Genomic DNA, 14,708 nt, shown 5'->3' with positions numbered 1-14,708 from the left:
TGTGGCAGGCGCACGGTGTCCGGCCGGACGCGGTGATCGGCCACTCCCAGGGCGAGATCGCGGCCGCGTGCGTGGCGGGGGCGCTGTCGCTCGAATACGGGGCGAGGGTGGTCGTACTGCGCAGCCGGGCGATCGCCGAGCTGCTGGGCGGGCGCGGTGGCGGGATGCTCTCGGTCGGCCTGTCCGCGGCGGAAGTGGCGCCGCGACTGGCCAAATGGCCCGGCCGGATCTCGGTGGCCGCCGACAACGGGACCCGGTCCGCGGTGCTGTCCGGGGACGGCGCGGCGCTCGACGAGCTGGCGGCCGAGCTGATCGCCGGGGACATCCGCGCCAAGCGGGTCCCGGTGGACTACGCGTCGCATTCCGGGCACGTCGACGATCTGCGGGAACGGCTGCGGGCCGACCTCGCCGCGCTGACGCCGGGCGAAGGCACCGTCCCGATGGTGTCCACGGTGACCGGGAGCCGGATCGGCGCGGGCGAGCTCGACGCGGACTACTGGTTCGCGAATCTCCGTGGCACGGTCCGGTTCGCGCCGGTCGTGCGGGAGCTCGTCGCCGGCGGGCACGCCGTGTTCGTGGAGGTCAGCCCCCATCCGGTGCTGACGATGAGCGTGCAGGAAACCGCCGACGAACTCGACCGGCCCTGCGTCGTGGCCGGGACGCTGCGCCGGGACGAGGGCGGTCCGGACCGGTTCGCCCGGTCGGCCGCGGAGTTGTACGTACGCGGCGCGCGGGTCGATTGGAGCGCCTTCCCGCCGCGCGGCCGGACCGTCGACCTGCCGACGTATCCGTTCCAGCACAAGCGATTCTGGATCACGCCCGAGGGTACCGGCATGATCGCCGAAGACACCGCCGCACCTGTCGTGCCGTCGGCGGACGACGAGTTGTGGGACGAAATCGACCGGGGGGACACCGCCGCGCTCGCCGCCCGACTCGGCGTCGCGGACGAAGCCGCCGGCGCGGTGCTGCCCGCTCTTGCCGCCTGGCACCGGCGACGGCGGCTCGACCGCACCGTGGATTCCTGGCGCTACCGGGTGCGGTGGCAGCCGGTACCGGTCACGCGTGCCGAACTCACCGGCAGCTGGCTGGTCGTCGTACCCGGGGACGCCGTCGCCGCCGGCCCGGTGCTGAGCGGGCTGGCGGCGCGCGGCGCGCGAGTGGTCGCGGTCGAGGCCGGCGACCCGGAACGCGGCGTGCTGGCGGATCGGCTGCGCGCGGAAGCGGCGGGCGCCCGCCCGGCCGGGATCCTCTCGCTGCTCGCGCTCGGCAAGGGCGATCCGATTCTCGGGACCCTCACCCTGCTGCAGGCCGTCGACGACGTCGGCGACCTCTCGGACGTACCCTGCTGGGTGCTCACCAGCGGCGCGATCGCCGTCGACGGCCTGGAGAGCGCGGACCCGGCGGCGGGAGCCCTGTGGGGCATGGGCAGCGTGCTCGCCCTGGACCGGCCGGGCGGCTGGGGCGGCATGATCGACCTCGACGGCACCGGCGAGCACGCCATCGCGGGCCTGTGTGCCGCACTGTCCGGATTGGACGGTGAGGACCAGCTCGCGGTCCGCCGGAGCGGTGTCCTGGCGCGCCGGCTGGTGCGCGCTCCCCGGGACACCGCGCCCGCCGGGACGTGGCGGCCGCGCGGGACCGTGCTCGTCACCGGGGGCACCGGCGCGGTCGGCGGACACGTCGCCCGGTGGCTCGCCGGCGCGGGTGCCGAGCGCCTCGTGCTGACGAGCAGGCGCGGCATGGCCGCCGACGGCGCCGCCGAACTGGTCGCCGGGCTGACGGAACTCGGCGTGGAGGCGACAGTCGAGGCCTGTGACGTCGCCGATGAAGACGCGATGCGCGCTCTCCTCGACGGCTTGCCGGAGCTGACCGCGGTGCTGCACGCCGCGGGCGAACTGCCGGACGAACCACCGCTCGCCGAGGTCACCCCGGAGGACTTCGCCCGTGCCATGCGCGCCAAGGTGCTCGGGGCCGAACATCTCGACCGGCTGCTCGGCGAGCGCCCGTTGGAAGCGTTCGTCGTGTTCTCCTCCGGTGCCGCGGTGTGGGGCACCGCGGGCAAGCCCGCCTACGCGGCCGCCAACGCCTATCTCGACGCGCTGATCCACCGCCGCCGCGCCGCGGGCCGTCCGGGAACCGCCGTCGCGTGGGGATCCTGGGGCGGCGGTGGCATGGTCGACGACGACACCGCGGCCCGGCTGCGCCGCCTTGGTCTGTCCGAAATGGACCCGGCGGTCGCGGTCGCGGCCCTGCGCTCGGCCCTGGACCGCGGCGAGAGCCACCTGGTCGTCGCCGACATCGACTGGTCGAGGTTCGCCCCCGTCCACGCCATGGCCCGGCCGCGTCCGCTGTTGCGCGCGCTGCCCGAGGCCGAGGCGGCACTCGGCACCCCCGAGCAAGACGCCGGCGAAACCTCCGGCGAGACCGCGCGGCGGCTGGCCACCCTCGAACCGGCCGACCGGGCGAGGGAAGTGCTCGCACTGGTGCGGGCCCAGTCCGCCGCCGTGCTCGGGCACGACGACGTGTCCGCGGTCGAGCCGGGACGGGCGTTCAAGGAACTGGGCACGGATTCGGTCGCCGCGGTCGACCTGCGCAACCGGCTCGCCGCCGTCACCGGCCTGCGGCTGCCCGCCGCGGTCGTGTTCGACCACGCCACCCCGAAGGCACTGGCGGAGCACCTGTCCGCGCTGCTCGGCGGCGATGAGACCGAGGCCGAGCCGGTGCTGGCCGCGGTCGACCGGCTCGCCGCGCTGGCCGCGGAGCTGTCCGGCCCGGAAATCGAACGCACCCGGATCGTCACGCGGCTCGGGGCCGTGCTCGACACGCTGTCCACCGCCCGGCGGGGCGGGGACGGCGAACCGCCCGCCCGGCTGGAAACGGCGTCCGCCGAGGACATGTTCGCGCTCATCGACCGAGAGCTCGGGACCTGACGGCTTCCGGGACCACTGCTCACCGCTGATCGACAAGAGGCTCAGGATGGCTGACGACGAAAAGCTGCTGGACTACCTCAAGCGTGTCACCACGACGCTGCACCAGACCCGTGACCGGCTCCGCGCCGTCGAAGCGGCCGCCACCGAGCCGGTCGCCGTGGTGGCGATGGCGTGCCGTTATCCCGGCGGGGTGCGGTCGCCGGAGGACCTGTGGCGGCTGGTGGCCGACGGGACCGACGCCATCGGCCCGTTCCCGGACGATCGCGGCTGGCCGTCCGGCACGCTGTTCGACGCCGATCCCGCCCGGCCGGGCACGAGTTACGTGCGCGAGGGCGGGTTCGTCGACGGTGCCGGCGAGTTCGACGCGGGCCTGTTCGGCATCTCGCCGCGGGAGGCGCTGGCGATGGATCCGCAGCAGCGGATCGTCCTCGAACTCGCCTGGGAAACCTTGGAACGAGCCGGGATCGCGCCGTTGTCGCTGCGCGGCGCCCCGGTCGGGGTGTACGTCGGCAGCGGCGGCCAGGACTACTACGAAGACCTCGCCGGTGGCGCGTCGGCGGCCATCGAGGACTTCATGAGCACCGGCAACGCCGCGTCGGTGCTCTCCGGCCGGATCGCGTACACGCTGGGGCTGGAAGGTCCCGCGCTGACCGTGGACTCCGCCTGCTCGTCGTCGCTCGTCGCACTGCACCTGGCGGCACAGGCGCTGCGGCGCGGGGAATGCTCGCTCGCGCTCGCGGGCGGCGTGATGATCATGTCGACGCCCGCGCCGTTCCTGGCGTTCAGCAGGCAGCGCGGCCTGGCACCGGACGGGCGGTGCAAGGCGTTCGCCGAGTCCGCCGACGGCACCGGCTGGTCCGAGGGAGCCGCCCTGCTGTTGCTGGAGAACCTCTCCGACGCCCGGGAGAACGGACATCCCGTGCTGGCGGTCGTGCGGGGCTCGGCGGTGAACTCCGATGGCGCCTCCAACGGCCTGACCGCGCCGAACGGGGTGTCCCAGCAACGGGTCATCCGGCAGGCACTGGCCGACGCCGGGCTGTCCGCGGCCGATATCGACGTCGTGGAGGGCCACGGCACCGGCACCGTGCTCGGCGACCCCATCGAGGCGCAGGCGCTGCTCGCCACCTACGGCAGGGACCGGCCCGCGGGACGGCCGCTGTGGCTGGGCTCGGTGAAGTCGAACATCGGGCACGCCCAGGCGGCCGCGGGGGTCAGCGGCGTGCTCAAGATGATCATGGCGATGCGGCACGGTGTCCTGCCGCGCACCCTGCACGTGACCGAGCCGACCAGCAGGGTCGACTGGTCGGCCGGGCAGGTGCGGCTGCTCACCCAGGCCAGGGACTGGCCTGGGGACCGGCCGCGCCGCGCGGGGGTCTCCTCGTTCGGGGTCAGCGGCACCAACGCGCACGTGCTCCTCGAACAGGCCGAGCACGAGGACGAGGAGGAAACGACGGCGGCGGACGGGGCCTGGCCGCGGGGCGTGCCGGTGCCGTGGCCGATCTCCGGCCAGGGCGCCGCGGCACTGGCGGCACAGGCCGGGGCGCTGGCGGCCGCGGTGGCGGGCCGGGATCCGGCCGACGTCGGTTTCTCGCTGGCGGCGACGCGATCCGCGCTGACCGACCGGGCCGTGACGTTCGACGGCACCGCCGCGCTGGACGACGCGGTGCGGGGAGTCGCCGGCAACGGGCTGACCGCGTTGCTCTTCAGCGGTCAGGGAGCACAGCGGGCGGGGATGGGAACCGGCCTGGCGGCGGCGTTTCCCGTCTTCGCCTCGGCCCTGGACGAGGTGTGCGCCGAGCTGGACCCGCTGCTGGGCTGTTCGCTCCGGTCGGCGATGGCCGGCGGCACCGGACTCGACGGGACCGCTCTCGCGCAACCCGCGTTGTTCGCGATCGAGGTCGCGGCCTTCCGGTTGCTGCGATCGTGGGGCGTCCGGCCGGATTTCCTGGTCGGGCACTCGATCGGCGAACTCACCGCCGCGCATCTTTCCGGTGTCCTCTCGCTGGCCGACGCGGCGAAGCTCGTCGCCGCCCGCGCGCGGTTGATGGCGGCGTTGCCCGAGGGGGGTGTGATGGTGGCGGTGGCGGCGACCGAGGACGAGGTGCGGCCGCTGCTGACCGAAGGTGTCTGGCTCGCCGCGGTGAACGGCTCGCGCTCGGTCGTACTGTCCGGTGTGGACAGTGCGGTGACCTCGGCGGTACGCGGCTTCGGCCGGGTGAAGCGGCTGTCGGTGTCGCACGCGTTCCACTCCGGGCTGATGGAGCCGATGCTGGCGGACTACCGCGCCGTCGCGGAATCGATCAGCTACGCGCCGCCCGGGATCCCCGTCGTGTCCACGGTGACCGGCGCGGTGGTTTCCGCGGCGGAACTGGGTTCGCCCGGTCACTGGGTGCGCAATGTGCGGGACACCGTCCGGTTCGCCGATGCCGTCGGCTGCCTGGCCGAGGCCGGTGTCAGCCGCATGGCCGAGGTCGGCCCGGACGCCGTGCTGACCGCCATGGTGCGGGAAACACGCGAAGACGTTTCCGTGGCGCCGATGATGCGCAGGGACCGTCCCGAGCCCGAAACGGCCGTGCGGGCGCTGGCCCGGCTGTGGACCTCCGGGGCCGACGTCGACTGGACGGCGTATTTCGCCGGCAGCGGGGCCCACCGGATCGCCCTGCCCACCTATGCGTTCCAGCGCAAGCGTTTCTGGCTCGACGCGCGCGCCAAACCCGGCGACGCCGCCGGGCTCGACGCGACCGGGCATCCGTTGCTTGGCGCGGCCATGACGCTGGCGGACGCCACGGGGACGGTGCTCACCGGCACCGTGTCGACCGGAGGGCATCCCTGGCTCGCCGATCACCGTGTCGGCGACGTGGTCGCCTTGCCCGGTACGGCGTTCGTAGAACTCGCCCTCCAGGCGGGCGAGCAAGCCGGGCACGGCCGGATCGCCGAACTCGCGCTGGACGCCCCGCTGGTGCTGGGCGAGGGCGACACCGTGCGGATACAGGTCCTGGTGGGCGCGCGGAAGAGCGACGGCACCCGGTCGGTGGGTGTGTACTCCCGGCCGGAGCCGGACGCCGCCGCATCGTGGACGAGGCATGCCGAGTGCACGCTCACCACCCCGGCTCCCACGCCCGCTCCGCTCGCCGAGTGGCCGCCTTCGGAGGCCGTCCCGGTTCCGCTGGACTCGCTTTACGACGACTTCGCCGATAGCGGCCTGGTCTACGGTCCGGCCTTCCGTGGCCTGACCGCGGTGTGGTCGCGTGGCGAGGAGATCTTCGGCGAAGTGCGCCTGCCCGAGCAGCTCCGCGCGGACGCCGCGCGGTTCGGGCTGCATCCGGCCGCGCTGGACGCGGCGACCCACGCGTTGCGTGCGGCCGCGGCGGATTCCGGCGGCGAGGGCCGGGTTCCGGTTGCCTGGTCCGGCGTGCAGCTCCACGCCGCGGGCGCGGACGTACTGCGGTTCCGGTTCACCCCGGCGGGCGGGGACGGCTACGCGGTCGCCGTGTTCGACGCGCTCGGTGCTCCGGTGGCGACGATGGACGCCGCCGTGTTCCGCGCCGTTTCGCCGTCGCGGGTCGCGCCGCGTGCCCCGCTGTACCGGCTGGACTGGCAGCCGGTGACCGCCGGACCCGCCGGACTCGCCGGACAGGGGAAGGCCGCCGTGGTCGAACCGGCCGCCGGGTCGAGTGCGGCGCAGGTCCGCGCGGCGGCGCGCGCGGCGCTCGCCGCGGCTCAGAACCTGGTGGCGGACAAGGAATCCACGGCGACCATGGTCGTGGTGACCCGGGGCGCGGTGGCGGTCGGGGACGAGCCGCTCACCGATCTCGCCGGCGCGGCCGTGTGGGGCCTGATCCGCGCGGCACAGGCCGAGCACCCGGACCGGTTCCTGCTGCTCGACCTGGACACCGGGACCGACCTGGACGCCGTCCTGCCGTCGGCGCTCGCGACCGGTGAGCCGCAGCTGGCCGTGCGCGAGGGCGTGCTGCACGCCGCCCGGCTCGTCCGGACCGCCCCGGCCGGTGCGGCGGTCCGTCTCGAAGGGACGGTCATGGTCACCGGGGCTTCCGGCGCGCTGGGCGGGATCATGGCGCGGCACCTGGTGACCGCGCACGGAGTACGGGAGCTGGTGCTGCTCAGCCGCGGCGGGGACCTGGCCGGGCTGGCGGGTGAACTCACCGGCCTCGGCGCGCAGGTGCACACCGTGGCGTGCGACGTCGCCGACCGTGACGCGGTGGCCGCGGTGCTGACCGCGCATCCGGTGACGGCGGTCGTGCACGCCGCGGGCGTGCTGGACGACGGCGTGCTGACCGCGCTGACCCCGGACAGGCTGGACGCCGTGCTGGCCGCGAAGGTCGACGGCGCGCTGCATCTGCACGAGCTGACGGACGGGGCGCTGCTGTTCTTCTCCTCGGTTTCGGGCACGCTCGGTGCCGCGGGCCAGGCGGGCTACGCGGCCGCGAACGCTTTTCTCGACGCGCTGGCCGCACATCGCCGCGCCGGCGGCAGGCCCGCGTTGTCGCTGGTGTGGGGGCCGTGGGAAGACGGCATGGCGGCCGCGCTCGGCGAGCACGACCGGGCCCGGCTCGGCCGCGGCGGGCTGCGCCCACTGTCCGAAGTGGAGGGACTGGCTGCTTTCGACGCGGCGCTGGCGGGCACCGGTCCGGTCGTCGTGCCGGTCGGGCTCGACCTGGCCGCGTTGCGTGGCGCGGGCGACATTGCCGCACCACTGCGCGGGCTCGTCGGCGAAGTCCGGTCCGGGAACCGGGCGGCGACGTCGTTCGCGGCGGGTTTCGACGGGCTCGGCGCCGGCGCGCGCCGGGAAGCCGTACTGGAGCTGATCCGTACCCGGCTGGCCGCGGTGCTGGGGCACTCCGGCCCCGCCGACATCGATCCCGGCCGGGAGTTCCAGCAACTCGGACTGGACTCGCTCACCGCGGTCGAACTCCGCAACGGGCTTGCCGAGGCCACCGGTGCGCGGCTGCCCGCCACGGTGGTCTTCGACCACCCCACGGCCGAACTGCTCGCCGGCCACCTCGTCACCGTCCTGGACGGATCGGCCGAGCGCGCCACCACGACGACACGGCCCCGGCACAGCGACGAACCGATCGCGATCGTCGGCATGGCTTGCCGGCTCCCCGGTGGCGTCGAGTCCCCGGACGATCTCTGGCGGCTGGTGGCCGAAGGCGGCGACGCCATCGGCGCTTTCCCGGCGGACCGCGGCTGGGCGGTGGACGAGCTGGTCGACCCGGCCGGTGCACGACCCGGTACCAGCTACGTCGGTCAGGGCGGATTCCTGCACACCGCGGGCGAATTCGACGCGGCGTTCTTCGGCATCTCGCCCAAGGACGCGGCCGCGCTGGACCCGCAACAGCGGTTGCTGCTCGAGGAGTCGTGGGCTGCGCTGGAACGGGGCGGGATCGACCCGGTCTCCCTGCGCGGCAGCCGGACGGGCGTCTACGCGGGCGTGCAGTACCACGACTACGTCGGCAGCAACAGCACCGGCGCGATCGTGTCCGGCCGCGTCGCGTACACCCTCGGTCTGGAAGGGCCCGCGGTGAGCGTGGACACGGCGTGCTCGTCGTCGCTGGTGGCCGCGCACTGGGCCGCGCAGGCCCTGCGCCAGGGCGAGTGCACGCTCGCCGTCGCGGGTGGCGTGACGGTGATGGCCACGCCCGAGACCTTCGTCGAGTTCAGCCGCCAGGGCGGGCTGGCACCGGACGGGCGGTGCAAGGCGTTCGCCGCGGCCGCCGACGGCACGGCGTGGTCCGAAGGCGTGGGCGTCGTGGTGCTGGAACGGCTTTCCGACGCTGTCCGCCACGGCCACCGGGTGTTCGCGGTGCTGCGCGGCAGCGCGATCAACCAGGACGGCGTGTCCAACGGGCTCACCGCGCCGAACGGGCCCGCGCAGCAGCGGGTGATGCGCCGGGCGCTGGCCGCCGCCGCGCTCGATCCGTCCGATGTGGACGCCGTGGAGGCACACGGCACCGGCACCCGGCTCGGTGACCCGATCGAGGCGCAGGCGCTGATCGCCACCTACGGCCAGGACCGGCCGTCCGATCGTCCACTGTGGATCGGCACGGTGAAGTCGAACCTCGGCCACACCCAGGCCGCCGCCGGGATCGTCGGCCTGATCAAGATGACCATGGCGCTGCGGCACGGCGAGCTGCCGATGACCCTGCACGTGGACACCCCCTCGCCGGAGGTCGACTGGTCGGCGGGGCACGTGCGGCTGCTCACCGGGAACACCCCGTGGCCGCAGACCGGCAGGCCGCGGCGGTTCGCCGTGTCGTCCTTCGGGGTCAGCGGCACCAACGCGCATGTCGTCGTCGAAGAACCCCCGGCTGTCACGGTCTCCGGGGAGGATTTCGGCGGGCGCGTGCTCTGGCCGGTCTCCGCGCGTGGTGCGGCGGCGTTGCGCGCCAAGGCCGAGCAGTTGCTGGGATTCGTCGACAGCGTGGACGACGAACCCGCGGTCATCGGTCGCGCGCTCGCCACGACGCGTTCGGCGTTCGAGCACCGGGCGGTACTGATCGGCCGCCGCCGTCCGGAGTTCCTGCGCTCCCTGATGGCTCTCGCCGACGGCGAGGAGGCACCCGGCCTGGTCGAGGGCGTGGCGCGATCCGGTGGTCGCCTCGCGTTCCTGTTCGCGGGCCAGGGAGCCCAGCGCACCGGAATGGGATCGGCGCTGGCCGAGGAGTTCCCGGTGTACGCGTCGGCCTTCGCCGAGGTGTGCGCCGCACTCGACCGGCACCTGGAGCGGCCACTGGCCGAGATCGTCACGGGCGATCTGGAGGACACCGGGTACGCCCAGCCCGCCCTCTTCGCGGTCGAGGTGGCGTTGTTCCGGCTGCTGGAATCCTGGGGCGTATCGCCGGACGTGGTGGCCGGGCACTCGGTCGGCGAGATCGCCGCCGCCCACGTCGCCGGAGTGCTGTCGCTGCCGGACGCGTGCGCGCTCGTCGCGGCGCGCGGCAGGCTGATGAGCGCCCTGTCGCCGGGTGGGGCGATGATCTCCGTGGCGGCAGGCGAAAGCGAGGTCCGCCCGCTGCTCGGCGAGGTCGATCTCGCCGCGGTCAACGGGCCGGGTGCGGTCGTCCTGTCCGGGGCCGAGGACGCGGTCGTGGCGCTGGCCGGCCGGTTCGGGGCCCAGGGCAGGCCGGTCACCCGGCTACGGGTGTCGCACGCGTTCCACTCCCGGTTGATGGAACCGATGCTCGCCGAGTTCGCCGAGACCGCGGCGCGGCTGGACTACCACCCGCCGCGCGTCGCGGTCGTGTCCACCGTGACCGGCGGGCCGGTCGCGCCCGGGGAGTTCGCCTCGGCGGACTACTGGATCCGGCAGGTCCGTGCCACGGTCCGGTTCGCCGACGCGATCGAGGCCCTCGCCGGATCCGGCGTCACCCGGTACACCGAACTCGGCCCCGACGGCACGCTGTCGGCGCTGACCACCGAGTGTCTCGGCGACCGTGCCGGGGACTGCACGGTGACACCCACGATGACCAAGGACGGCGCGGAGCCGCAGGCCGTGCTGACCGCCGTGGCGAGGTTGCACGTGAGCGGCCGCTCGCCGGACTGGGAAGCCGTCTACTCGCACACTCCGGCGCGCCCGGTCGACCTGCCGGTGTATCCGTTCCAGCGGCGCCGGTACTGGATCGACGCCACCGCGGGCGCCGAACGGGACAGTGGCGGACATCCGTTGCTGGACACCGTGACGGAGCTGGCCGAGGCCGAGGGCGTCCTGCTGACCGGCACGCTGTCCGCCGGCGCCCAGCCGTGGCTGGCCGACCACGTGGTGGACGGCATGATCCTGTTCCCCGGCACGGGATTCGCCGAGATGGCCGTGCACGCGGGCGACGTCACGGGCAGCCCGCGTATCGACGAGCTGACCTTGCTCGCGCCGCTGGTGCTCCCGGACGGCGAGGCGCTGCGGGTCCAGTGCGCGGTGTCCGGGCCGGACGGGACGGGCAGGCGCAGGCTCGCCATCCACTCCCGGCCCGGCGGTGCCGGCGAGCTGCCGTGGACCCGCCATGCCGAGGCGGTTCTGGCGCCCTCGGGCCCGGCTCCCGCGGCCGGCCTCACCGAATGGCCGCCGGCGGGCGCCGAACCGGTGGTGGTCGACGGGATGTACGACGAGCTGGCGGCCGCGGGCCTCCGCTACGGCCGGACCTTCCGGGGGATACGGGCCGCGTGGACGCGGGGCGCCGAGGCGTTCGCCGAGGTGACCCTTCCGTCCGATGTGGACGTCGCGGGTTTCGGTGTGCACCCGGCGCTGTTCGACGCCGCGTTGCACGCCATCGGGCTGAGCGGTGCCGCGGACGCCGATCGCGGCCTGCCGTTCTCCTGGACCGGGGTGGAACTGCACGCGGTCGGCGCGACCACCGTGCGGGTCCGGGTCCGCGGCAGCGCCCCCGGAGTGGCCACAGTGGACATCGCCGACGCGGCGGGCCGGGCCGTCGCGACGGTCGAGTCGTTGCGGCTGCGGCCGATGGCCGCGCGCCGGGAAACCGTACTGGGCACGGACTCGCTGTTGCGGATCGAGTGGCGGGCCGTCACCACCGAGCCCACGGCGGCGCCGTCGGGCTGGGCCCTGCTCGGCCCCGATCACCTCGGCCTCGCCGGCCGGCTCGGGGCACGGCTCGTGCCAGGACTCGACGACGTCGGCCCCGGCACCGAGGTTCTGGTGGTGCCGGTCGGCGACGGCCCGGTGCACGAGGAGACCGAACGGATGCTCGCGCTGCTGCGGTCCTGGGTCGCCGAGGACCGGTTCGCCGGGACGACCCTCGCCGTGGTGACCCGGGTCGCGGTCACCGCCACCACCGAGGACGTCCCGGACCTGGCCGGTGCCACGGTGGCCGGCCTGGTGCGGTCGGCGCAGGCCGAGCATCCCGGCCGGATCGTGCTGGTGGACCTGCCGTCCGGCGCCGTCGATCCCGCCCTGCCGGCGGCCGCCGTGCGGGCGGGCGAACCCCAGGTCGCGATCCGGGCCGGGGCGATCCGGGTGCCGCGCCTGGCCAGGGTGCCGACGGCGGGCACCGACGGCGGGCCGAGCTGGGACGGCGAGGGCACCGTGCTGATCACGGGCGGGACCGGTGCGCTGGGCGGTGTGCTCGCCCGGCACCTGGTGACCGAGCGCGGCGTCCGGAATCTGGTGCTCGCCAGCCGCCGCGGCGCCGAGGCACCCGGTGCGGCCGAGTTGCGATCGGAGCTGGAGGCGGCGGGTGCCACGGTCACCGTGGCGGCGTGCGACGTCGCCGATCGCGCCGCGGCCGCCCGGTTGCTGGCCGCGATTCCGGCGGCACACCCGCTGACCGGCGTGGTCCACGCGGCGGGTGTCCTCGACGACGGGGTGCTCACCTCGCTGACGCCGGAGCGGCTCGATGCCGTGCTGCGTCCCAAGATCGACGCCGCGCACGTCCTGCACGAGCTGACCGCGGACCACGACCTCACCGCGTTCGTGCTGTTCTCCTCGGCGGCCGGGGTGCTCGGCGCGCCCGGTCAGGCGGCCTACGCGGCGGCCAACGCCTACCTCGACGCGCTCGCGGCGCGGCGCCGGTCGGCGGGCCTGCCCGGAGTCTCGCTGGCGTGGGGCATGTGGGCGGGCGCCGGGATGGCCGGTGACCTCGGCGAGCCCGCCGCGCACCGGATGAGCGGCACCGGCCTCGGCGCGCTGAGCACCCGGGAGGGGCTGGCACTGTTCGACGCGGTGTCCGGGCTGACCGACGCCGTGCTGGTGCCGATGAAGGTGGACCCGGCGCGGGCGGCGGACGACCTGCCGCCCCTGCTGCGCGGCCTCGTGCGGCCGGGCGGCAGGCGCACCGCCGAGGACGCGCCGGCCGAAAGCTCGCTGCGTGACCGGCTGGCCGCGCTGCCACCGCACCGGCGGCTGACCACCGCGCTCGATCTGGTCCGCTCGTACGCCGCGGGCATCCTCGGGCACGGCGACGTCGAGGACGTGCCGCCGGACCGGCCGTTCACCGAGGTCGGCTTCGACTCGTTGAGCGCGGTCGGGTTCCGCAACAAGCTCAGCCTGGTCACCGGGCTGTCGCTGCGCGCGGGCCTGATCTTCGATCACCCCAGCCCCCAGGCGCTGGCCGAACACCTGGTCGCCGAGCTGGTGCCGGACGACGGCGCGGGGCCGGACCCGGCAGGCGAGCAGCGGGTGCGCGATCTGCTCGCGAGCATCCCGCTGGACCGGCTGCGGGAGAACGGCCTGCTGGACTCCCTGCTCGCACTGGCCGGAACGGCGACCAGTGCGTCCACTGTGGACACCGGAGCGGCGCGTCCGGCCGACGCGATCGACGGCATGGATCCCGAAGCGCTGATCAGCCTGGCGATCGGCGGCGACGGCAGCGGCCCGGCAAGCGACTGAAGCGACGAAACCACACGGAGAAGCGATGACTCAGCAACAGGACAGGATGGTCGGCGCACTCCGCGCGTCGCTCAAGGAGACCGAACGGCTGCGCGAGCGGAATCGCGCGCTCGAGGCCGCGGCCGCGGAACCGATCGCCATCATCGGGATGGGGTGCCGGTATCCCGGTGGGGCCGGGACTCCCGAGGATCTCTGGCGGTTGGTGACCGAAGGCCGCGACGGCGTGGGCCCGTTCCCCGTGGACCGCGGCTGGGACCTCGACCGGATCCACGATCCGTCGGGAGAGCGACCGGACAGCAGCTACGTCCGTGAGGGCGGATTCCTTTACGACGCCGCGGAGTTCGACGCGGACCTGTTCGGGATCAGCCCGAGGGAAGCGCTGTTGATGGACCCGCAGCAGCGCCTGCTGCTGCAGACCTCGTGGGAGGCGCTCGAGCGGGCGGGCATCGCGCCGACGTCGGTCAAGGGCACCTCGACCGGCGTGTTCGCGGGCGTCATGTACCACAACTATCCCGGCAGCTACGGCTCTTCCGGCGTCGTGTCCGGACGCGTCGCGTACACCTTCGGGCTGCAGGGCCCGGCCGTCACCGTGGACACGGCGTGTTCGTCGTCGCTGGTGACGCTGCATCTGGCCGTGCAGGCGCTGCGGCACCACGAATGCTCGCTCGCTCTCGTCGGCGGCGTGTCGGTGATGTCGACGCCACGCACCTTCGTGGAGTTCAGCATCGACGGCACGCTCTCGTCGGACGGCCGCTGCCGCTCGTTCGCCGCCGCCGCGGACGGCACCGGCTGGTCGGAAGGCGCAGGCGTGCTCGTCGTGGAACGGCTTTCCGACGCGGTGCGCAACGGCCACTCCGTCCTGGCCGTGGTGCGGGGCTCGGCCGTCAACCAGGACGGCGCGTCCAACGGGATGACCGCGCCCAACGGGCCCGCGCAGGAGCGGGTGATCCGGGCGGCGCTGGCCGACGCCGGGGTCCGTGCCGAGCACGTCGACATGGTCGAGGCGCACGGCACCGCGACGGTGCTCGGCGACCCGATCGAGGCCGACGCGCTGCTGGCGACCTACGGACGGGACCGGCCGGGGGACAGTCCGCTGTGGCTCGGCTCGGTCAAGTCCAACATCGGGCACACCCAGGCGGCCGCCGGCGTCGCCGGGATCATCAAGGCGGTCATGGCGCTGCGCGCCGGCGTGCTGCCGCCGACCCTGCACGTGGACGAGCCGACGCCACGCGTCGACTGGTCCTCGGGCGGCGTGCGGCTGCTCACCGGGGCACGGGCGTGGCCGGAGCACGGCAGGCCCCGGCGCGCCGGGGTGTCGTCGTTCGGCATGAGCGGGACCAACGCCCATGTCGTGCTGGAGCACACGCCCGATGCCGCGGACACCCCGGCTCCGGTGCGACCGGACGCGGGTCCGGCCGCAC

The 14,708-nt window shown here is 74.6% G+C and carries 3 protein-coding genes; all 3 read left to right on the top strand.

Annotated features, from left to right (window positions below):
- On the top strand, positions 1-2,930 hold a 2,930-nt coding region (locus ACFWX1_RS46210), incomplete at its 5' end, for an SDR family NAD(P)-dependent oxidoreductase (RefSeq protein WP_378396295.1).
- A gap of 46 nt (positions 2,931-2,976) precedes the next feature.
- Positions 2,977-13,287, top strand: a complete 10,311-nt coding sequence (locus tag ACFWX1_RS46205) for an SDR family NAD(P)-dependent oxidoreductase (protein WP_378396294.1) — start codon at positions 2,977-2,979, stop codon at positions 13,285-13,287.
- Positions 13,288-13,312: 25 nt separating this feature from the next.
- Positions 13,313-14,708 (top strand): type I polyketide synthase (locus tag ACFWX1_RS46200; protein ID WP_378396293.1); only part of this gene is annotated, 1,396 nt, incomplete at its 3' end.

The sequence above is a fragment of the Amycolatopsis sp. NPDC059021 genome, from assembly GCF_042739895.1.
GTDB lineage: Bacteria > Actinomycetota > Actinomycetes > Mycobacteriales > Pseudonocardiaceae > Amycolatopsis.
The sequence above is the reverse complement of the archived record's forward strand: the minus strand, read 5'-3'. Positions and strand labels throughout refer to the sequence as shown.